Source organism: Hominimerdicola intestinalis (genome assembly GCF_054655215.1).
The window spans coordinates 44,348-63,804 of sequence record NZ_BAAHNZ010000010.1 but is presented as its reverse complement, the minus strand read 5'-3'; the positions used below and the strand labels follow the sequence as shown (position 1 = coordinate 63,804).

Sequence of the window (19,457 nt, the reverse complement as noted above, 5' to 3'; positions counted from 1 at the left end):
AAGTGAAAAAATGCAGAGCAATGAAATTATTATAAAGGGAGCGAGAGAGCACAATCTCAAAAATGTCGATCTGACAATACCGAGGGATAAGCTTATCGTACTTACGGGACTGTCAGGTTCGGGAAAATCATCATTGGCGTTCGACACAATTTTTGCCGACGGACAGAGAAGATATATGGAGTCGCTTTCGTCATACGCAAGGCAGTTTTTAGGGCAGATGGAAAAGCCTGACGTTGATTCGATAACAGGTCTTTCTCCGGCAATTTCAATAGACCAGAAAACCACGTCAAAAAATCCGAGGTCTACAGTAGGAACGGTAACGGAGATTTATGATTATCTTCGTCTGCTTTATGCGAGAATAGGCGTTCCGCACTGTCCAGTCTGCGGAAGGGAAATACGTCAGCAAACTGTTGATCAGATCGTAGATAAGCTTATGGAGCTTGAAGAAGGAACTAAAATTCAGCTTATGGCTCCGATAGTAAGAGGGCGTAAGGGCGAATACCGCAAGGAGCTTGATCAGGCTAGAAAATCCGGTTATGTAAGGGTGCGTATCGACGGAATAGTATACGATCTTTCAGAGGAAATAAAGCTTGAAAAAAATAAAAAGCATACGATAGAGATAGTAGTAGACAGGCTTGTAATGAAGCCCGGAATAAAATCAAGGCTTACCGACAGTATTGAAATAGTATCGTCGCTTACGGGAGGACTTTTAACAGTTGATGTCGTAGGCGGAGAGGAAATGCATTTTTCACAGAACTATTCCTGTCCGGAGCATAATATTTCTATAGAAGAGCTTACTCCCAGAATGTTTTCCTTCAACAATCCTTTCGGAGCCTGCGAAAAATGTACGGGACTTGGAGTGTTCAAGAAGATAGACCCTAAGCTGATCATTCCAAATGCCGATCTGTCCATCAGACAGGGAGCTATAAAAGCAAGCGGCTGGAACAGTCTTGACGACAGCTCTATCGCTATGATGTATTATAAGGCAATTTCAGAAACCTACAATATTTCACTTGACGAGCCTGTAAAAAATCTTGATCCCGACGCAATTGATATATTCCTTTACGGAACTCAGGGGCAGAAACTGAAGCTTTCCAGACAGACTGAGTATTATAAATCGGATTACAGCGCCGAATTCGAGGGCATAATTCCGAATCTTGAAAGGCGCTACAGGGAATCGGCAAGCGAGTATTCAAAGGCTGATATAGAAACGGTAATGAGCGATGAAAAATGTCCTGTCTGCAAAGGAGAAAGACTAAAAAAGGAAAGCCTGTCCGTTACAGTAGGAGGACTGAATATAAGTCAGCTTACCCGTCTTTCGGTAAACGAGGCACTGGAGTTTTTTGACGGGCTGGAGCTTACTGAAAGGGAAAGACTTATAGGTGAGAGAATAATAAAAGAAATAAGGGAACGTCTGGGATTTCTTAAAAGTGTAGGTCTTGAATACCTGACGCTTTCACGTTCAAGCGGATCTCTTTCGGGCGGAGAAAGTCAGCGTATTCGCCTTGCTACGCAGATAGGCTCATCGCTCATGGGAGTTCTGTATATACTGGATGAGCCGTCGATCGGACTTCATCAGCGGGATAATGATAAGCTTATTGCTACGCTTAAACGTCTGAGAGATCTCGGAAATACTCTTATCGTAGTAGAGCATGACGAGGATACTATGTACAATGCTGATTATATAGTAGACGTCGGTCCTGGAGCAGGAATTCACGGAGGAGAGATCGTATGCGCAGGAACAGTTGAAGACATAATGGCTTGCGGGGATTCGATAACCGGTCAGTATCTTAGCGGACGCAGAAAAATTCCCGTACCCGAAGCAAGACGCAAGGGAAACGGAAAGTATCTTGAAATTAAAGGCGCCAAGCAGAACAATCTTAAAAATATTTCAGTAAAAATACCCCTGGGTACTTTTACCTGTGTAACCGGAGTTTCGGGAAGCGGAAAGTCGTCACTTGTAAACGAAATAATCTATAAGGAGCTTGCAGGAAGGCTTAACAGAGCAAAGCTGCGTCCCGGAGATTTCAAGGAAATGCTGGGACTTGAAAACCTTGATAAGGTTATAGATATAGACCAATCGCCTATCGGAAGAACTCCGAGATCAAACCCTGCGACGTATACGGGAGTATTCAACGATATAAGAGAGCTGTTTGCACAGACGAGCGAAGCTAAAATGAAGGGCTATAATTCCGGTAGATTTTCATTTAATGTAAAGGGAGGACGCTGCGAGGCTTGCGAGGGTGACGGAATACTTAAAATTGAAATGCATTTTCTTCCTGATGTTTACGTTCCCTGCGAGGTCTGCAAGGGGAAAAGATATAACCGTGAAACGCTGGAAATAAAGTATAAGGGCAAATCTATATATGATGTGCTGGAAATGACAGTCGAAGAGGGAGTAAGCTTTTTTGAGAATATCCCTAAAATAAAAAGAAAGCTTGAAACCCTGTACGAGGTAGGCCTTGGATATATAAAGATCGGTCAGCCGGCTACAACGCTTTCCGGAGGAGAGGCTCAGAGAGTAAAGCTTGCGACCGAACTTTCAAAGCGGTCAACGGGCAAGACGATATATATTCTTGACGAGCCTACAACGGGTCTTCATACTGCTGACGTTCATAAGCTGATAGAAGTATTGCAGAAGCTTTGCGACGCAGGAAATACCGTTTTGGTAATTGAGCATAACCTGGACGTTATAAAAACTGCCGACTATATTATAGATCTGGGACCTGAGGGCGGCAACCGGGGCGGAGAAATCGTTGTAACGGGAACTCCTGAGGAAATTGCCGCTTGCGAAAAATCATATACAGGTCATTACCTGAAAAAAATGCTATAGAAGTATTATCGAGAGCGGCTCTCTGCCGCTCTTTTTTGTGCGTTTTTACTTGCAATTAACAATGGTTCATGATATAATTAAAAGCAAGAAAAAAGTAAAGGGCTGAAAAAATGATATATCGGATAAGCTGTGACCGCTGGGGAAGGTTTTTTTCCGTACCGTGCAGTGTTGTTGACGATTATATAAAACTAAGCGACGGAGAATTTGTAAAAGTTCTGCTGTGTATTCTGTGCAGCAATTCCAATATTGCCGATACCGAGCTTCTGGCGGAGCAAGCGGGAGTAAGTGAACAAACTGCTCACGACGCTGTTATATATTGGATAGGAAGAGGAGTTATAGCAGCCGACGAAATTGAGGGCGGCTGTATTAAAGCTTCAGCTGATGAAGGGAAAAAAGCTGCTGAGCCGATTGTTAGGACGGCACCAGTAAGCACCGCAGAATCTGTTAATCCGGGACGCAATTCTTCGGCAGTAAGATCATTGGTAAAATATTCTCCGAAAGAACTGGCAGAGATCGCAGATAAAAATGAAGAAATAAAAATGCTTATAAACGATATACAGAAAACTCTTTGCCGGACTATAAACGCTACCGAAACGGCAGGTCTAGTGAATTTATACGAATACTACGGCTTTTCAGCGGCTTCAATACTTATGATAGCCGAGTACTGCCGACAGCTCGGAAAGGACAGATTTGCATACATAGAAACAGTAGCAAGAAACTGGTTTGAACGAGGTATTGTAAGCTATTCGGATATTGAGGCGGAAATTATAAGGCAGTCAAAGGCTAGATCTTATCAGAATAAGGCGGCGAAGGTATTAGGACTTGATAGCAAGCCGTCAAAAAGGCAGCTTGAATACTTCGATAAATGGAATCAAATGGGCTTCGGTACGGATATGCTGGAAATCGCTTATGAAAAATGCATGGACAGCAAAAACAAGCTGAGTTTCAGCTATATTGACGGGATACTGAAAAACTGGGCGGGAAAGAGTATAAAATCTCCAGAACAGGCAGCTGACGATGATGTGAAGTTTTCAGGAACAACAAAAAAGAAGTACAGCGAAAAAAATAAGGAAACCTCCTATGACCTTGATGAATGGGAGCAGTTTGCCATGAACTATAATCCTAACAGCAAGGGTGGTAAATAATGAAGTACAGTGAACAGGCTTTTGAACGGGCAGAGGCGGAACTGAGCAGACGACGCAGGAATGCCGAGAGGATACACACGGAGCGAACAGCTGAGATAAGTCAGCTTGCACCTGAAATAGATGTATTGCAGAAGTCGTTGGCAAATACCGGAACTCAGCTTATCAGACTTGTCATGGAAAAAAGAGATGATACCGCTGAGATCATTGATATCGTAAAAGAAAAAAACCTCAGAACACAGGAAGCGGTCAGGGAGCTGCTTGAAGCCGTTAAGGGTGACAAAGATTATCTTGATATTCCCTATACCTGTAAAAAGTGCGGGGATACCGGGTATATCGGCGGTACAAGATGTGATTGCTTTAAAAAGCTTCTGAAAAAATATACTATTGAGGATATAAATCAGAATTGTCATATCAAGCTTCACGATTTTTGTGAATTCCGTCTTGAGTACTATGATAACGGAAGCTCCGGCGGAGTTTCGCCCAGAGAAAAGATGGCTCAGAATTATCAGTATTGCAGGGATTATGCATTGAACTTCGGAAACGGTTCCCCTTCGCTGTTTTTTTTCGGGAAAACCGGTTTAGGAAAAACTTTTCTTTCCTCATGTATTGCAAAGCAGCTGACGGAAAACGGCTTTAATGTTGCTTTCGGTTCAATACTGGATTTTCTCAGGGCAGTTGAGAATGAACGGTTCGGAAGATCTGAAGGAGATACTCTAAGTATACTTATCGGCGCTGATCTGCTTATCCTAGACGATCTTGGCTCAGAATTTCAGACGGCGTTTAACGAATCGGCTTTATATGACATTATAAACAGCAGAATAAATCTTGATAAGCCTACGATAATTTCAACAAATCTTTCTGTATCTGAACTGAACGGAAGATATAATGAGAGAATTGTTTCGAGAATTACAGGCTGCTTTGAACCTATTCCTTTTCTTGGCAAGGATATACGCCATGTGAAAAGACAGTTTCAGTATTGAAAAGCTTTTGTTTCAAAGATTATATATCAATACCCGGAGGGATTCATAAGTCCTATCGGGTATTTTCATATAAAATAAAAGACAGCCGTTAAAGGCTGTCGATAAATTCGGGAATATGTAATTATATAATATCGTCTTCCTGATTAGGAATACTCAGCTGTTTTTTCGGAATACGCTTGATCGGATCGTATACCCATTTTTTACAGCTGTAGTCAGCATCAACCAGTCCCTGCTTTTCACATAAAACCTTATTGCCTTCCTTTGAGCGGTTACCGTAGAGGCAATATGAGCATGAAGGCTGAATTTCATTTCCGAAGTAATTCTTTTTCTTAGCCATAATATATACAACTCCTTTAAAGTAATTGATTATTTTACTTTTTTATTATAACATAGTTCTTTACAAATTACTAGTCTTTTCTCAAAACTAATAAAAAAATCATCATTATTAAGCAAATTGACGGAACAAAATTGTTAAAATCGACGATTATTTCAGTCTGAGCTGCGGAAGCGGCAACATATTTGTTATTAAAAAGCATAAATATAAATAAACTTACAAAATATTGAATTATAAAGCAAATTCCTCTTGTTAAAAAAAACATTCTTAGGGAAAAGCTGTTTTGATTTACCGCTATTATCTGAAGTATAACGCATATTCCGCCGAACCCGCAGATTGATGTTATAAGCGGGATCAGTCGGTACGGAGCTCCTGTAATACGGGTTACTGAGGATATTTCAAGAAAGGATTTTATTAAAACTGAACCGTTGTCAGTTATATTGAAATTATCAGCTAACAGACCGAATACGTTGCAGCTATCCAATACGGACATTATTGTAGAGAAAAAAACAATTAGAGCGCACATCACGAAAAGCGATCTTCCGGCTTCGGTTATAGAATTAATTACTGTTTCAGGTTTAAAAACAAAGGAATTGCCGCTGTCAAGGCACTTTAGCTTAAAAATTCTGTTCATTACCATTCCCACCAGGAAATTAGCTGTAAGTATTGATAGAAACATTAAAAGACCAACTTTTTTGCTTCCGAATACTGCAAGTCCGACTGCTCCGGTAAGAAATGCAGGACCTCCTGCATAGCAGTAGCAGCTCATTATTTCAGCTGTTCTGGGCGGTATTTTTTCTTCCTTGACCATATCTGAAAGAAGTTTTATGCCGATAGGGTAGCCTGATATATTTCCCAGAATAAAAATAAAAAACAAATTATCCGGTACATTAAGTATGTATTTACTGAAAAAATGAAAAGGCTTCGATATATATGAATATATACGGCTCTTTATTATAACGCCTGAAACTGCCATAAATGCAAATAAAGATGGTACAATAATATTAATACATCTGAATATTGACTCGGTTATTCCATCGGTCACCGCTTCTGCATTAATTATTAAAAGAACACAGTAAAGAATTGCTGCTGCGCTAAGTAAACAGGGAGCAGTCTTTTGTTTGGTTAATATCATATTTCCTCCTGTATATGTCATCCGTTTTCTTTATCATTTAAGTATATGTCCGAAGGTCGGACAATATAATTGTATAAAAAAGAAAACGGAGTGATCTGCATGAAAAGAAAAGCGCCAAATATAAAATTTACAGGAAAAGCAAAGGAATTTATGTGTCTTAACTCATACATAAATATTCTTGACAACAAGAAGGTTATTATTGAAAACTGCAAGCAGATACTTGAATGCAACGAAGTACTTGCACGGGTAACTACAGGCAGCTTTCAGATCGAAATTTGGGGTCACGATCTTTCTTTAAGCAATTACTGTACGGATTCAGTAGAGGTTACCGGTACTGTAGAATCCGTTTCACTTACATCCAGAAGGCTGAAGGAGAGAGAATAATGAGCTTTGGAAATATAAGCTATGAAATAATCGGTGACAGTTATGAAAAGCTGTATAAATTTATTATGGAAAATAATATTCCCTGCAAAAGCATAACAGAGATCAAGGGAATACTTTATCTTGAAACATCTATATGGTGCAAAGGTATAATTGAAGAAGAATTCGATTTGCTTTCCCTTGAATATAAAATAACAAAGAAAAAGGGACTTTTCTTTCTAATAAAAAGATTCATAGGACGCAAAGGTCTTGTTGCAGGAGGCGTTCTGGTCTTAATTATATCATTTATAATGTCAAATTTAATGCTCAAGTTAGAAATATTATGTGACAGCGAAGAGATCAGAAGGGATATAACCGCTGTTCTTCATGAAAACGGAGTTGACACGGGCTGTTTTATTCCATCTATCAACTGTACAGTACTGGAAAGGGAGCTGAAACAGAAGGTAGACGGTATTTCATGGGCGGGAATTACCTGTGACGGTTCTTCTCTTATAATAGACGTTGTCGAAAATGTTGACAAGCCTGAATCCCGAAAAATAAGAATGCCTTGCGATCTTGTAGCAAAATATGACGCAGTTATTGATAAAATCGAGGTGTACGACGGACAGCTGGTAACAACTGTAGGGAGCGGTGTAAAGAAGGGCGATATACTTGTAAGCGGAACAGTTATTACTGAAAAGATATCCTATAAAGACGGCAAGGAAATTAAAGACGTAACTCAAAGATACGCAAGATCTTTAGGCAAGATATACGGCACCTTTATTCAGTCCCAAACCTTTTATCAGCCTTTTAACGATGTAAAGGATGTTACATCAGAAAAAACTGTAAAAAAGAATTATTTTAAACTTTTTGACGCTGATATCCCATTGTTTTTTTCAAAGGAGGAGGGAAGATTCAGCGAAAGCTCAAGTACCAACAGATTTTCTATATTCGGTTTTGAACTTCCTATCGGAATAACTCATACCGAATTACATAAAATAACACGGGAAAATTATACTTATTCGGAAGATGAGGCTTTAAGTCTGGCAAATGAACAGGCTGATAAATATGAAAATAATTTTTTAGAAGACTATGAGATAAAGAAAGCTGAACGTTCCGAAAAAATTACCGATGAAGGCGCGGAAGTAACGGTTCAGTATACTTTGTACGGAGATATAAGCCGGGAGGTAGAGTTTTTTATAAATAAGTAGAGATATTGCCCGAAAAACACCGCCGTATACATTGCATTCTGAAAAAAAATATGATATACTTATAAAGGTATAAAATAAAGGCAAGGCTTGGGATCAAGCTGCCGAAAGGATTGATTATTTTTAATGATAGAAAAAACTATAAATGTTGACAGAATGGACGTTGTTTTAAATCTGTTCGGTAATTATGATGAAAATATCAATCTCATTCAAAGACAGTATAATGTCGTTATATTAAGCCGAGGAAGCGATATTAAAATTACGGGCGAGGAAGAAAACGTATATTCAGCTTCCAAAGCTGTTGAAGCTCTTATTACTCTTGCAAATAAGGGCGAAAATATAAACGAGCAGAATATAAGATATATTTTTTCATTGGTCAAAGAAGGCGCTCAGAATGAAATACAGAATCTTACCGATGACGGTATCTGTGTTACAATGAAAGGCAGAATAGTAAAGCCAAAAACTCTGGGGCAGAAAAAATATGTAGACGCAATAAGAAGCAAAACCATCGTTCTGGGAGTAGGCCCTGCCGGAACCGGAAAGACTTATCTGGCTGTAGCTATGGCGGTAAAGGCTTTCAGAGCGCATGAAGTAAATAAAATAATTCTTACAAGACCTGCGGTTGAAGCGGGGGAAAAGCTCGGATTCCTTCCGGGAGATCTTCAGAATAAAGTAGACCCGTATCTTAGACCGCTTTATGATGCGCTGTTTGAAATGCTGGGACCTGAAACATTTGCAAAGCAGCAGGAAAGAGGCTGCATAGAGGTAGCTCCGCTTGCTTATATGAGAGGACGTACCTTGGACGATTCATTCATCATTCTTGATGAAGCACAAAATACCACTCCGGAGCAAATGAAGATGTTCCTGACGCGGCTTGGATTTAACTCTAAAATTGTCATTACCGGAGATGTGACTCAGATCGACCTGCCGGATTCAAGAAAATCAGGTCTTATTGAAGCGTCAAGAGTGTTAAAGGGCATAGATGATATTTCCATAAACAGGTTTACAGAAAAGGACGTTGTAAGACATAAGCTTGTTCAGGATATAATAAAGGCTTATGAAAAATATTACGAGAAAGGAAATTTAGGCAGTCATGGGAAAGGTTAAAGTGCTAATTACAGATAATCAGAATATTTGCAAAATTCCTGTTGGTATCCGTCTTTTAATAAGGAAATGCTGTCATGCAGTACTTGTCAGCGAAGGCATGAATGACGATTATGAAGTAAGCGTTTCTTTTGTTGACGATAATGAGATACACAGGCTGAATAAGGAATTCAGGAATATTGACCGGGCAACCGATGTGCTTTCATTTCCTCTCGGGGAAAACGGTGAATACGACATAAACAATGAAACAAATGCATATCTCCTCGGTGATATTGTTATTTCAGCTGAAACGGCGTATAAGCAGTCTGAAATTTACGGACATTCAATTGAGCGTGAAATAGGATTTTTAACTGTTCATTCTATGCTTCACCTTATTGGTTATGATCATGAAGAAAGCAAACTTCAGGAACGTATGATGCGCGAAAGGGAAGAAAGCATTTTATCTGTTCTCGGGATATCGCGCGATCAGAGCTTTGTAATTGATGAGCATGAATATAAAAGGTAATTTAAAGCGTTTTCTGAAAGGCTTTACATATGCCTTTTCAGGAATAATTTACTGCATTAAAACAGAGAGAAATATGCGTTTTCACCTCTGCGCTGCTTTTTATGTAATACTTTTTATGGGATTTTACGAGTTTACACGATGTGAAAAGATGGTGATTTTTCTTACAATAAGCGCAGTAATAAGCTTAGAGCTTGTAAACAGCGCTATTGAAAGGTGTATTGATCTGATCTCACTTAAATACGATCCTCTTGCTAAGAAAGCCAAAGACGCGGCGGCCGGAGCAGTTTTATGTTCGGCTGTTTTTTCGGTAATTATAGGAGTAGTTCTTTTCTGGGATCCTAAGGTGTTTTCAGAGATTTTTAAGTATTTTGCAGGAAATTCTGCTGCGCTGACCGGAATAATAATCTCTGCTGTGCTTTGGTTCATTTTTATTTTTTCAGTTCAAGCAGAAAAAAAGTTTATTGACAATAATGATAAGGATATAAAAAATGAATAATACAAAAAACGCATTCGTTACAATTGCAGGTAGACCCAATGCTGGAAAATCCTCACTTTTAAACGCATTGGTCGGAGAAAAAATTGCCGCGGTAAGCTCAAAGCCTCAGACTACCAGAACCAAAATAACCGGAGTTGTTACAAAAGGAGCAACACAATATGTTTTTATGGATACTCCAGGCATTCATAAGGCAAAAAACAAGCTGTCCGAACATATGATAAAAACAATCAATGATTCTGTTTCAGATGTAGACATAATTTTGCTGGTTTCAGACTGTACAAAGACAGTATCACAGACTGAAAGGGATCTATTGTCTGGAATAAGCCATAAAAGCAAGGTAATACTTGTTCTTAATAAAATTGATCTGATAGAGGACAAGCAGTCCTTAATGCAGAAAATTTCTGAATATTCGGATCTGTACGACTTTGAAGAAGTTATTCCGGTAAGCGTTGCTGAAAACGACGGTATAGACATAATTATGTCAGCTATTGATAAGTTTACTGTGGAAGGACCTCATTATTTTCCGGACGATACCCTGACGGATCAGCCGGAAAAGGTTATTATGGCTGAAATTATACGAGAAAAGGCTTTAAATAATCTTAATGACGAGATACCACACGGTATAGCTGTTTCGATCGAAAGCTTAGGCGAACGCGACAGTAAAAGCGGAGAACCTATTTTAGATATATCCGCTGTTATTTACTGTGAACGTGAATCTCATAAAAGAATCGTTATCGGTAAAAACGGATCAATGCTGAAAAAAATAGGCGGAGATGCAAGAGCGGAGCTTGAGCAGTTTTTTCAGATAAAGGTCAATCTTCAGTGTTGGATAAAGGTAAAGGAAGGTTGGAGAAACCGTGAAGGAATGATAAAGAATTTCGGATTATCATAATTCCTGAAAAAATTACCGATTATATCTTTTAAGATATGTGCAAACAATATATATAGTTTCAAATATAAAGGAGCTGTTATATATGAGCCTGTGGGAAGAATTCTGCAAAAGCGGCAAAATAGAAGATTACCTGAAATATAAGAAATCCGAAGAGGGACAATTCAATGAAAACCTTTAAAGGGCTTGTCATACGGGAAAAGGGCAGGGGAGAATCAAGCAAATCTATAACGGTTCTGTGTGCTGATAACGGTATTATAGATATTTTTGTAAGGGGCGGAATGAAGAGTCAGAAATCATCATCTGCGACGCAGGTATTTTCATATTCCCTGTTTTGTACAGAGGAAAAAAAGGATGCGCGTGGTCATGTCAATTATTTTTTAAACAGTGCAGAATCAATAAATATTTTCTATGAGCTTAGGCTTGACGTAAAAAAAACATCTCTTGCCTGTTATTTCACCGATCTGCTGTGCTATTCAAGGATCGAGAATAACGATTGCAGCGAAATATTAAAACTGACACTTAACACATTTTATTTTCTTGATAAGGGAACAAGAGAACCAGATCTGCTAAAATCTATCTTTGAATTCAGGCTTTTATGTGAGCTTGGTTTCAGACCGTATCTTATCGGATGCAATCATTGTTTTATATATGAAACTGAAGCAATGCATTTTAATTTCAGGTCAGGTTTGCTTGAATGTGAAAAATGCTGCCGTAATCCGGACAGTATTTACGATTATAAACTTGACAAAACCCTGCTTTATATAGTCAGATATATAGCCCTTACAGATTACAGTAAACTATTTAATTTTAAAATCAGTGAAACTTATCTTAAAAAGCTTTCTGATTTTACAGAAAAGTTTACAGGCTATTATTTTACAAATGATTTTGAAACTTTAAGATTTTATAAACTTTTATAGGCGGTGAAAACCTTGAATAAAAATTACGAAACGCTGGAGCTACATAAAATACTGGAAATGCTGGCGGATTATTGCTCAAATGAAAAAACCAGAGAAATGGCTCTTAGCATTGTTCCGTCTGATGATCTGTATACTGTTCAGCGTGAAATAAATAAAACTGTATGTGCCTTTGATTTGTCTGTAAAATACGGCACTCCTGTATTTTACGGAATGAAAGATATTTCCGCCGCTTTAAAACGTGCAGACGCCGGTGCAGTTTTGTCGTTAAAAGAACTGCTTGATATCAAACGAGTTTTAGCGCAGGTAAATATTCTTTCTGGCTGGTATAAAAATATCGAAGACAATGAAAATGAACTGGATCATCTGTTTGAATGTCTTTTTCCAAATAAATATTTAGAAGAAAGACTTGATAAGGCGATTATAGATGAAAATGAACTGGCTGACGACGCAAGTACAGAGCTGTTGTCTATAAGAAGAAAGATCGCCAATTCCGGAATAAGGATAAGAGAAACTCTCGATAAAATGATAAAATCTTCGAGTGTAAATAAATATCTTCAGGATTCAATTGTAACTATACGGGACGGAAGATTTGTACTTCCTGTAAAAAGCGAGCATAAGGGACAGGTAAACGGTCTTGTACATGATACGTCCGCAACAGGTTCAACGCTGTTTATTGAGCCTATGTCTGTTGTTGAAGCAAATAATGATATAAGAATACTTAAAGGAAAAGAACAGGACGAGATCCATAGGATCCTTTCAGAATTTTCCGCTGAGTGTGCTCAGATAAAGGATCAGCTTATTTCAGGATATAATGCTGCTGCCGAGCTTAATCTGTACTTTGCAAAAGCTAATCTGGCTGCCGCAATGAAAGCCTGTGCGCCTGAATTAAATGATAAAAATATAATAGTTTTAAATAAAGCCAGACACCCTCTTATCAATGCCGATGATGTAGTTCCAATCAATTTTTCAATAGGGGAAGAATACGGAACGCTTATCATAACAGGGCCTAATACGGGAGGAAAAACTGTAGTTTTAAAGACTGTAGGGCTTCTGACCTTGATGACAATGTGCGGTTTACTGATACCGGTATCTGACGGAAGCAAAATATCAATTTATAAAAATATACTTGTAGATATAGGCGATCAGCAGTCCATAGAGCAGAGCCTTTCTACTTTTTCTTCGCATATGAACCGAGTTGTAGAAATACTTGAAAAAGCAGATGAAAAAAGCCTTGTGCTTCTAGATGAACTGGGGTCAGGCACCGATCCGGTAGAAGGCGCTGCTTTAGCTGTTGCTATTATAGAAGATTTAAAAAGTAATCGCTCTACGACTATTACGACGACTCATTATCAGGAGCTTAAAATGTATGCATTGAATACTCCTGAAGTGGAAAATGCGTCATGTGAATTCAATGTGGAAACATTAAAGCCTACTTACAGGCTGATAATAGGCACTCCTGGCAAATCAAATGCGTTTGCTATATCTGAACGTCTGGGAATGCCTAAAGAAATAATCGATTATGCTCAGTCACTCATAACCTCGGAAAACAGGAAATTTGAAACTATAATTGATAATCTCGAAAGAACACGAAGTCGTCTTGAGGAAAATAACAGGGCAGTTGAACAATACAAAAAGGAATGTGAGAAATTAAAGGGTCAGCTTCAAGAGGAACGTGAACGCTTATACAACGAAAAAGAGGAAGAGCTTGAAAAAGCCAGGAAAGTTTCTGCGGAAATTGTAAGCAGCGTTCAGCGTCAATCTCAGAGATTGCTTGATGAGCTGGAAAAAATCAAAAAGGATAAGGATAAATCTGATTTTTCCGATATGGTAAGAAGTGCAAGACAGCTTCATAAAACCGCTATAAATAAGCTTTATTTGGAAGCAAACCCTGTATCAGAAAACAAAAATGAGCATTATGTACTGCCAAGACCGCTGAAAAAAGGAGACAGCGTATTAATTACTGATACAAACCGCAAGGGAATACTTGTCTCTCCGCCGGACAATAAAGGAATATGCTTTGTTCAGGTAGGAGTTATGAAAACTAAAATAGATATATCAAAGCTTAGGCTTATTGAAAAAAGCAATACGTCTAAGGAAGGTAACAAGAAAAAAAATAAATCTAACTCTTATGTTTCATCAACTGGCGTAGAGAGCAGAATGACCAGAAAGGTTCAGTCTGAGTTAGATATAAGAGGATACGCAGTTGACGACGGTTTATACGAAGTGGATGATTTTCTTGACAACGCGGTTATGTCTGGCATAAGTATTGTAACTATTATTCACGGCAAAGGAACAGGGGTTTTAAAAAATGCAGTTCGTAATCATCTGAAAAGACATCCTCATGTAAAGTCATCAAGAAAAGGTGTATATGGTGAAGGCGAAGACGGAGTAACAGTAGTTGAATTAAAGTAAATAAAAATAAAACGGCAGAATAAAACTGTCGTTTTTTTATTGACAAACCAATCGGAAAGTGATATAATTATAATACAGTAAGTTGCACTAAATAAAAATTGTACATATTTAAAAGCAATAAATTAACAGGGTAATTTTGACGTATAGTTGCATTAAATAAGAGTTGACTTAAAAGCTTTTACAATATTTTACTACAATAATAGTTGTTTTAAAAGACTGGGAATTAAATTTCTCGGTCTTTTTTTATGTCTTTTATATCTCTTTTTCCTAAATTTAAATATCTGATTAGACTGTATGCTTTATTTCCGCATCGTACGTGTATTAAAAAAACAAAAAACAAAAATCGTATTTTTGCAAGATAACATAACGCTTCATCATAATTTTCTGGCTCAGTAAAATGTGTTGGAAATGTTGGAATGTTGGAAAGCCAGAACGTTTTCAATACTTTCAATTCTGAATTAGGCAGGGGCGCATTGCACTAGGAACACAAGCTTGCGCCCCTGTCTAATTCGGTGTTGGAAGTGTTGGAATAGTTCCAAGCTTTTCAACAATTTCAATATTTTCAATGCGTTTTACTGTGTCTGAAAATTAACCGCGCAAGCGGTAAAATAAGGCTTACACAAGGTAGAAACCGAGAGGAAATAAAGCATACAGTCTAATCATATATATTAATATTTTTTGTCGAGTGTATAAAATAGAATTACATAAAAAATAGTCCCGAAAGTAAATCTTCGGGACTTATAAATGTATTTCTTCCATTGTCGGCTGTTCTGTGTCTGTTTTGTTGGCTGACTTATTGTTTAATAATATATTGTTGTTTCCTTTCATAAGTCTTATCATTTCATCATTTTGTGTTATTATTTTATTTATTGCAGTAGTAATGTTTTTGTCAATATTATTTACTGTTTTATTAAGCTTACCTACTTGATTCCATGTACCTATTATTGCAATGTACGGTAATATTGCTAATGTGATTAATATTATTGTCGTGATTCCTAACGCTTCCATTATGTCATTTACTCCTATCGATAAAATCTTTGAATTGTTCAAATACTTGTCTTTCCAAATTGCTGGTTAAAAACTTGTTTCTTTTCAATAGCACTTTCATGCGTTCCGCTCTTATACTCGCTGATTGCATTGAAATGTTGCATATCTTTGCTATCTCTATCGGTTCATAAGCTTCTAACGCCCATAGCACACATGCAGGTGCTAATACTCCTATTGCAAAGCGTTCTGCTTGATATTCGCTTGCACCTTGTCCGATTAATATGTGTCCTAACTCGTGTGCTATCGTGTATCGCTGTACTGATATTGGCTTGCTATCATCAACTATAATGTAAGCTTCATTGTTTGATATTATTACCTTTCCTCGTTCATCGTTAAGTTTAAAAGCTTCTTCGACGTCAGAGTTTTTCAGGATTTTAACATTGAAGTGCTTGCAGATTATATTCAGCTGAACGGGCAGTGAATCTATTTTACATTCAATTAGACAATGCCAACTTGCGTTTCTTGCTTCTTTATATATGCCATAATTCAATTATTTTCACCTCAAACATATTGTTTGAGGTTTTATTTTTAATATTCGTCTGTTGAATCCTTGGCTTTTTTTAGACTGCTTATATCAGCTTTAATTGTTTTCTCTGGTACATCTTGATTGTAACTTCTTGCTGCTATATGTATTTCTTCTATATTGTTTTCTAATAATTCGTCAGCGCTTATTTTGTAAATTTCACACATTTTTTTTAATGTATTTATGCTTGGCTCTAATGTTCCGATTTCATATTTAGAAATATTACTTCTAGACGTATTTAATAATTCTGCAACTTCTTCTTGTGACATATTACAATTTTTTCTAGCTTTTTTTAAATTATCACAAAACATTTATTCACCGTCCTTCTTATTTTCTATTTTAGCACATTTGTACAAATTTGTCTGTTCTATTTTGGAACAATTGTCTATAGACTTTTTAAAAATTGTGTGTTATACTTAAATTGTTCCAAAACGGAACAATATTGACTAATATAAGGTAAGCGGAAAACCTAAACCGCAGAAAAGGAGTAATATCATGAAAGGTATATTAATCGGAGCAGTACACAAGAGCGGAGTATTTGAGGACAGTAAAGGTCAAACTCTCGAATATGATAATCTCGAATTAACTCTTTTAAGAGATGTCGAATACGTTAGTCAGGCGGACAGAACTGTTGTCGGAGTAGGACAGGTAACGACAATTGCAAAATGTGCCTTTGAAAATCTTTCAAATGTTTTCGGCGATACAATCAAAAGCATTGAGGATTTTGGCGATTATCTCGGCTCTGAGGTAAACTGTTATTTCGATGACAAGAAAAAACTTGATATGGTCGTATTTTAGGGGGTGCTTAAATGTATGATACTGTTGTTTCCCTCGGTCAGGCATACGGTTTGTGGATAACAGTTGCATTCCTTATATTGATTATCATTTTTGATAAGATTGAAAGCAAACGCTATCGTAAAGAAATTGAAAAGCTTCGTGCAGAAAATCATGACTTAAAGAAAATCGGCGGTGATGTTTTAAATGGACGCTTCAAGTGTAGCTGATACTGTATCAAGCATAGTTGACAGTTCTTCTTCAGCTGATTTTACTGAAGTTTGCAGTAAACTAGATGAAATAAATGCAACTCTTACGTCCATTGATAGCGGAATAAAATATATAGTTGGTGTAGGACTTTTTATAATTGCTGTTTTGGCATTGTGGTATGTTTTAAACAAGTTTTATTTTGACGGTGTATAGATATAATAAGCCGTTTAAAATATATAAAAATTTTTGAAAGGAGATAACAAAAAAATATGACAGGTGTTGTTCATGCTCTCGCTGAGGGTGGCACTTATTTGCAGGGTGCAATAACAGGCGTTGACTTTACGGCTGTACTTAATGAGATTGTTGCGGTTGCTCCGTCAATTCTCCCCGTAACTGTTGCTTGTATTGCATTCCGTAAGGGTATAAGCTTTATATACTCGACGCTCAGAGGTGCTTAATTTTCTTGAGGGGGATTTAATTTCCCCCTCTGTTTTTTTAGGGTGGACAAAAATATTTTGGGTGGGTGATTTTTTGAAAAAAATAATTTGTTTTTTAACAATGCTTATATTTGTTTGTACTGGAGTTTTTGCAAGTTTTAGCGTTAGTGCTGTTGATACAACGTTACAAGACGGATACTATAATAAACTTAATGATGAATTTGTTGAAGTTATGAATGACAGATTTCCAGGTTGGAATGGTTCTGATAAACATTATATTGTAGCCGGTCATTTTAATACAAATGCCGAAAATTGGTATTCTATTACTTATTATTTGTTTACAAATAATGTTACTAGACTTGACTTTACTGATAATGCATTAATTTTTAAATCTGATGGTTTATCTAATCTTTTTTTTATTACTAATTATACTTATACTATATCTAATGATTCCGCTATGATTAATGGTGGTAGCGGATATTATGATACTGGTATTTCAGAAATTGATTATGGATTTTATTTATACGATGGTGTTAATAATACTAGCTTATCTAATTTGGTCATATATCAAACTGGCAATATAGATATTTATAATAATGGTACATTAATTGATTCTGGCGAATCTTCTATTTCTAAATATAATGCTTCCGTAACCGCTGACGGTTCGCTTATTAAGTATAATGTTGAATTTTTGCAGGAGGGAAGCTATGAAGTCGAATTAATGGCTTGTGCTGGTGAAAACGGAGATAATCCTATTGACTATCCTGCTTTAAAAAAAGAACATAGAACGTATTATTATGACGGTGAATCTGAAGATGTTGGGGGTGGGGATAATGATGATTTGGGGATTGCTGGGGGTGACGCTATAGATAGTATTATCGCAGGTATGAATGGTGAAACTGTGTCTACAAAAAGTGTTTATTATGAGTTAGATTTACAAGATTTTTATGACAAGGTTCAGGATAAGGAAAATTTTAAGAAAGCTGAAATGATTTATTATACTATAAAGGTTAAAGACGTAAATTCGGATAAGGTGGATTATTTCAGCTGTTCTCTTGAACCTAACACCTTAGCCGATACTATCAAAGATAAAGATAGTGGTCTTTTTAGCACTCGTAAAGATTATATAAGTTTCCCTACGATATTTGACTATATAAAAGATGAGTTTCCTGACATAGCTGATTATGTTAATTTTGATATGTTTCGGAATATGGATTTTGTGGAAGTCGGCGGTTTAGATGCCGTTCTCGATGTTTTAAAAAATGTTTGGGTAGTAATTAAAACTATTTTTTTATTTTTAGTAGGCAATTTACTTGACGTTTTTATCTGGTTTTGGGCAGTTCTTAAGTTTATATTTTTTGGCATTTTGGGCATGTTTGAATGGCTTGGTGCTTGCTTGTGGGTTATAATACAGAATATAGGCGTTGCTCTTTATAATTTGGTTGTTGATATTCGCCGCTTGCTTTCATGGCTTTTTGTCCCTGGTTCTAGCTTTTTCAATACATATTTATCTGATTTTAAGAAGAGTTTGTACAATAAGTTTGGCGTTGTCGGAGAAATAAAGCTTTTTTTTGAAACTCTTATAGACAATTTATCTGGAAATGCCGAAGCACCTGTTTGGGAATTTACGTTATTCGGTAAAAAATGTAATTTTATTGATTTTTCTGCTTTTGACAATTATAGGGATATTGTTCATTCCGTTATTTTGGCTATTGCGTGGTTTAAGTTTGCAAAGAAAATCATTGTTTCGATTCCGTCTATTATCGGCGGTTCGAATATAGAGGTTTCTGAAAATTCTACGTCTTTGGCTTTGTCCGAATCTAGGGAAATTCGACCGCTTTAGAAAGGGGGATATATATGATTACTGAATTAATTTTAACGCCTTTTATTTTTATTGCAAAACTTATAATTGGTCTTTTGCCTGATTTTGTTGTTAATTTTCCTGAAAGCGTTATGCATGGTATTACTGTTTTATCTCAAAATGTTGGATATGTTCTTCCGATTCCTGGGTTGATAAAGATTTTTAATTTATATCTTTTGTTTTTGGTTTTTCGTTTTGGTTTTTCGCTTGTCATCCGTATTAAATCTTTTATTCCGTCAATGGGCAATTAAAAACTTACAAGCAATCCGAACGCACAATGGTGC

The 19,457-nt window shown here is 37.0% G+C and carries 22 protein-coding genes; 17 read left to right on the top strand and 5 right to left on the bottom strand.

All coding sequences use genetic code 11. From position 1 onward, the window contains the following. The first annotated feature begins 10 nt into the window (after positions 1 to 10). From uvrA to ACYQ0H_RS09490, 3 genes are all read left to right on the top strand, one after another. Positions 11 to 2,833 carry an excinuclease ABC subunit UvrA gene (uvrA, locus tag ACYQ0H_RS09500; protein WP_459812618.1) on the top strand — a complete coding sequence of 941 codons (2,823 nt, stop codon included), beginning with the start codon at positions 11 to 13 and terminating at the stop codon, positions 2,831 to 2,833. A gap of 110 nt (positions 2,834 to 2,943) precedes the next feature. Beyond that, on the top strand, positions 2,944 to 3,978 hold the full coding sequence (locus ACYQ0H_RS09495) for a DnaD domain protein (protein ID WP_459812617.1): 1,035 nt from the start codon (positions 2,944 to 2,946) through the stop codon (positions 3,976 to 3,978). Next, positions 3,978 to 4,958, top strand: coding sequence for an ATP-binding protein (locus ACYQ0H_RS09490; protein WP_459812616.1), 981 nt, complete (start codon positions 3,978 to 3,980; stop codon positions 4,956 to 4,958). The genes ACYQ0H_RS09495 and ACYQ0H_RS09490 overlap by 1 nt, the downstream gene beginning before the upstream one ends. Positions 4,959 to 5,079: 121 nt before the next feature. Here ACYQ0H_RS09490 and ACYQ0H_RS09485 read toward each other — a convergent pair whose 3' ends face one another. Beyond that, positions 5,080 to 5,295: a hypothetical protein gene (locus tag ACYQ0H_RS09485; protein WP_459812615.1), complete on the bottom strand. Its 216-nt coding sequence runs from the start codon at positions 5,293 to 5,295 to the stop codon at positions 5,080 to 5,082. Positions 5,296 to 5,365: 70 nt separating this feature from the next. Continuing rightward, positions 5,366 to 6,427 (bottom strand): nucleoside recognition protein, encoded by a 1,062-nt coding sequence (locus tag ACYQ0H_RS09480; RefSeq protein WP_459812614.1) that lies wholly within the window; start codon positions 6,425 to 6,427, stop codon positions 5,366 to 5,368. A 99-nt stretch (positions 6,428 to 6,526) separates the two neighbouring features. Here ACYQ0H_RS09480 and ACYQ0H_RS09475 point away from each other — a divergent pair, with 99 nt between their 5' ends. The 8 genes from ACYQ0H_RS09475 (at position 6,527) to ACYQ0H_RS09440 (ending at position 14,321) form a co-directional block, all read left to right on the top strand. Beyond that, on the top strand, positions 6,527 to 6,811 hold the full coding sequence (locus ACYQ0H_RS09475; protein WP_459812613.1) for a YabP/YqfC family sporulation protein: 285 nt from the start codon (positions 6,527 to 6,529) through the stop codon (positions 6,809 to 6,811). Further along, entirely contained in the window at positions 6,811 to 7,998 is a 1,188-nt protein-coding gene (locus ACYQ0H_RS09470; RefSeq protein WP_459812612.1) for a sporulation protein YqfD, read from the top strand. Before ACYQ0H_RS09475 ends, ACYQ0H_RS09470 begins: the two co-directional genes overlap by 1 nt. A 123-nt stretch (positions 7,999 to 8,121) precedes the next feature. After that, positions 8,122 to 9,102 carry a PhoH family protein gene (locus tag ACYQ0H_RS09465; RefSeq protein WP_459812611.1) on the top strand — a complete coding sequence of 327 codons (981 nt, stop codon included), beginning with the start codon at positions 8,122 to 8,124 and terminating at the stop codon, positions 9,100 to 9,102. After that, positions 9,089 to 9,604, top strand: a complete 516-nt coding sequence (gene ybeY, locus ACYQ0H_RS09460; RefSeq protein WP_459812610.1) for an rRNA maturation RNase YbeY — start codon at positions 9,089 to 9,091, stop codon at positions 9,602 to 9,604. Before ACYQ0H_RS09465 ends, ybeY begins: the two co-directional genes overlap by 14 nt. After that, positions 9,582 to 10,100 carry a diacylglycerol kinase family protein gene (locus ACYQ0H_RS09455; RefSeq protein WP_459812609.1) on the top strand — a complete coding sequence of 173 codons (519 nt, stop codon included), beginning with the start codon at positions 9,582 to 9,584 and terminating at the stop codon, positions 10,098 to 10,100. The genes ybeY and ACYQ0H_RS09455 overlap by 23 nt, the downstream gene beginning before the upstream one ends. Further along, positions 10,093 to 10,992 carry a GTPase Era gene (era, locus tag ACYQ0H_RS09450; protein ID WP_459812608.1) on the top strand — a complete coding sequence of 300 codons (900 nt, stop codon included), beginning with the start codon at positions 10,093 to 10,095 and terminating at the stop codon, positions 10,990 to 10,992. Before ACYQ0H_RS09455 ends, era begins: the two co-directional genes overlap by 8 nt. A gap of 164 nt (positions 10,993 to 11,156) precedes the next feature. Continuing rightward, positions 11,157 to 11,909, top strand: a complete 753-nt coding sequence (gene recO / locus ACYQ0H_RS09445; RefSeq protein WP_459812607.1) for a DNA repair protein RecO — start codon at positions 11,157 to 11,159, stop codon at positions 11,907 to 11,909. 12 nt (positions 11,910 to 11,921) lie between these two features. Next, the gene (locus tag ACYQ0H_RS09440; protein ID WP_459812606.1) at positions 11,922 to 14,321 is read left to right on the top strand and encodes an endonuclease MutS2; all 2,400 of its coding nucleotides are present in this window, start codon (positions 11,922 to 11,924) and stop codon (positions 14,319 to 14,321) included. Between the two features lie 738 nt (positions 14,322 to 15,059). Here the strand turns inward: ACYQ0H_RS09440 and ACYQ0H_RS09435 are convergent. Genes ACYQ0H_RS09435 through ACYQ0H_RS09425 form a run of 3 tightly spaced genes read right to left on the bottom strand, consistent with a single transcriptional unit; the run spans position 15,060 to position 16,202 of the window. Further along, a complete protein-coding gene (locus tag ACYQ0H_RS09435; protein WP_459812605.1) occupies positions 15,060 to 15,329 on the bottom strand; it encodes a hypothetical protein in 270 nt (89 codons plus the stop codon). Between the two features lie 4 nt (positions 15,330 to 15,333). Then, positions 15,334 to 15,858: an ImmA/IrrE family metallo-endopeptidase gene (locus tag ACYQ0H_RS09430; RefSeq protein WP_459812604.1), complete on the bottom strand. Its 525-nt coding sequence runs from the start codon at positions 15,856 to 15,858 to the stop codon at positions 15,334 to 15,336. Between the two features lie 38 nt (positions 15,859 to 15,896). Continuing rightward, positions 15,897 to 16,202 (bottom strand): helix-turn-helix domain-containing protein, encoded by a 306-nt coding sequence (locus ACYQ0H_RS09425; RefSeq protein ID WP_459812603.1) that lies wholly within the window; start codon positions 16,200 to 16,202, stop codon positions 15,897 to 15,899. A 184-nt stretch (positions 16,203 to 16,386) separates the two neighbouring features. Between ACYQ0H_RS09425 and ACYQ0H_RS09420 the strand changes: the two genes are divergently transcribed. The 6 genes from ACYQ0H_RS09420 (at position 16,387) to ACYQ0H_RS09395 (ending at position 19,424) form a co-directional block, all read left to right on the top strand. Then, positions 16,387 to 16,689 (top strand): hypothetical protein, encoded by a 303-nt coding sequence (locus ACYQ0H_RS09420; RefSeq protein ID WP_459812602.1) that lies wholly within the window; start codon positions 16,387 to 16,389, stop codon positions 16,687 to 16,689. Between the two features lie 11 nt (positions 16,690 to 16,700). Further along, a complete protein-coding gene (locus ACYQ0H_RS09415; RefSeq protein WP_459812601.1) occupies positions 16,701 to 16,895 on the top strand; it encodes a hypothetical protein in 195 nt (64 codons plus the stop codon). Then, positions 16,873 to 17,088, top strand: coding sequence for a hypothetical protein (locus ACYQ0H_RS09410; protein WP_459812600.1), 216 nt, complete (start codon positions 16,873 to 16,875; stop codon positions 17,086 to 17,088). Before ACYQ0H_RS09415 ends, ACYQ0H_RS09410 begins: the two co-directional genes overlap by 23 nt. A 56-nt stretch (positions 17,089 to 17,144) precedes the next feature. Then, positions 17,145 to 17,333, top strand: a complete 189-nt coding sequence (locus ACYQ0H_RS09405; protein ID WP_459812599.1) for a hypothetical protein — start codon at positions 17,145 to 17,147, stop codon at positions 17,331 to 17,333. 73 nt (positions 17,334 to 17,406) lie between these two features. Further along, a complete protein-coding gene (locus ACYQ0H_RS09400) occupies positions 17,407 to 19,155 on the top strand; it encodes a hypothetical protein (protein ID WP_459812598.1) in 1,749 nt (582 codons plus the stop codon). A gap of 14 nt (positions 19,156 to 19,169) precedes the next feature. Beyond that, complete coding sequence (locus tag ACYQ0H_RS09395; protein WP_459812597.1) at positions 19,170 to 19,424, top strand: hypothetical protein; 255 nt, start codon at positions 19,170 to 19,172, stop codon at positions 19,422 to 19,424. Positions 19,425 to 19,457: the final 33 nt, after the last annotated feature.

What these genes read in the sequence shown, in the direction of transcription:
- ACYQ0H_RS09425 (WP_459812603.1), bottom strand. Translation starts at nt 16,202, where the DNA reads ATGTTTTGTGATAATTTAAAAAAAGCTAGAAAAAATTGTAATATGTCA.
- ACYQ0H_RS09470 (WP_459812612.1), top strand. Translation starts at nt 6,811, where the DNA reads ATGAGCTTTGGAAATATAAGCTATGAAATAATCGGTGACAGTTATGAA.
- recO (WP_459812607.1), top strand. Translation starts at nt 11,157, where the DNA reads ATGAAAACCTTTAAAGGGCTTGTCATACGGGAAAAGGGCAGGGGAGAA.
- ACYQ0H_RS09415 (WP_459812601.1), top strand. Translation starts at nt 16,701, where the DNA reads ATGTATGATACTGTTGTTTCCCTCGGTCAGGCATACGGTTTGTGGATA.
- ACYQ0H_RS09490 (WP_459812616.1), top strand. Translation starts at nt 3,978, where the DNA reads ATGAAGTACAGTGAACAGGCTTTTGAACGGGCAGAGGCGGAACTGAGC.
- ACYQ0H_RS09435 (WP_459812605.1), bottom strand. Translation starts at nt 15,329, where the DNA reads ATGGAAGCGTTAGGAATCACGACAATAATATTAATCACATTAGCAATA.
- ACYQ0H_RS09485 (WP_459812615.1), bottom strand. Translation starts at nt 5,295, where the DNA reads ATGGCTAAGAAAAAGAATTACTTCGGAAATGAAATTCAGCCTTCATGC.
- ACYQ0H_RS09495 (WP_459812617.1), top strand. Translation starts at nt 2,944, where the DNA reads ATGATATATCGGATAAGCTGTGACCGCTGGGGAAGGTTTTTTTCCGTA.
- era (WP_459812608.1), top strand. Translation starts at nt 10,093, where the DNA reads ATGAATAATACAAAAAACGCATTCGTTACAATTGCAGGTAGACCCAAT.
- ACYQ0H_RS09455 (WP_459812609.1), top strand. Translation starts at nt 9,582, where the DNA reads ATGAGCATGAATATAAAAGGTAATTTAAAGCGTTTTCTGAAAGGCTTT.
- ACYQ0H_RS09405 (WP_459812599.1), top strand. Translation starts at nt 17,145, where the DNA reads ATGACAGGTGTTGTTCATGCTCTCGCTGAGGGTGGCACTTATTTGCAG.
- ybeY (WP_459812610.1), top strand. Translation starts at nt 9,089, where the DNA reads ATGGGAAAGGTTAAAGTGCTAATTACAGATAATCAGAATATTTGCAAA.
- ACYQ0H_RS09465 (WP_459812611.1), top strand. Translation starts at nt 8,122, where the DNA reads ATGATAGAAAAAACTATAAATGTTGACAGAATGGACGTTGTTTTAAAT.
- ACYQ0H_RS09420 (WP_459812602.1), top strand. Translation starts at nt 16,387, where the DNA reads ATGAAAGGTATATTAATCGGAGCAGTACACAAGAGCGGAGTATTTGAG.
- ACYQ0H_RS09475 (WP_459812613.1), top strand. Translation starts at nt 6,527, where the DNA reads ATGAAAAGAAAAGCGCCAAATATAAAATTTACAGGAAAAGCAAAGGAA.
- ACYQ0H_RS09410 (WP_459812600.1), top strand. Translation starts at nt 16,873, where the DNA reads ATGGACGCTTCAAGTGTAGCTGATACTGTATCAAGCATAGTTGACAGT.
- ACYQ0H_RS09480 (WP_459812614.1), bottom strand. Translation starts at nt 6,427, where the DNA reads ATGATATTAACCAAACAAAAGACTGCTCCCTGTTTACTTAGCGCAGCA.
- uvrA (WP_459812618.1), top strand. Translation starts at nt 11, where the DNA reads ATGCAGAGCAATGAAATTATTATAAAGGGAGCGAGAGAGCACAATCTC.
- ACYQ0H_RS09395 (WP_459812597.1), top strand. Translation starts at nt 19,170, where the DNA reads ATGATTACTGAATTAATTTTAACGCCTTTTATTTTTATTGCAAAACTT.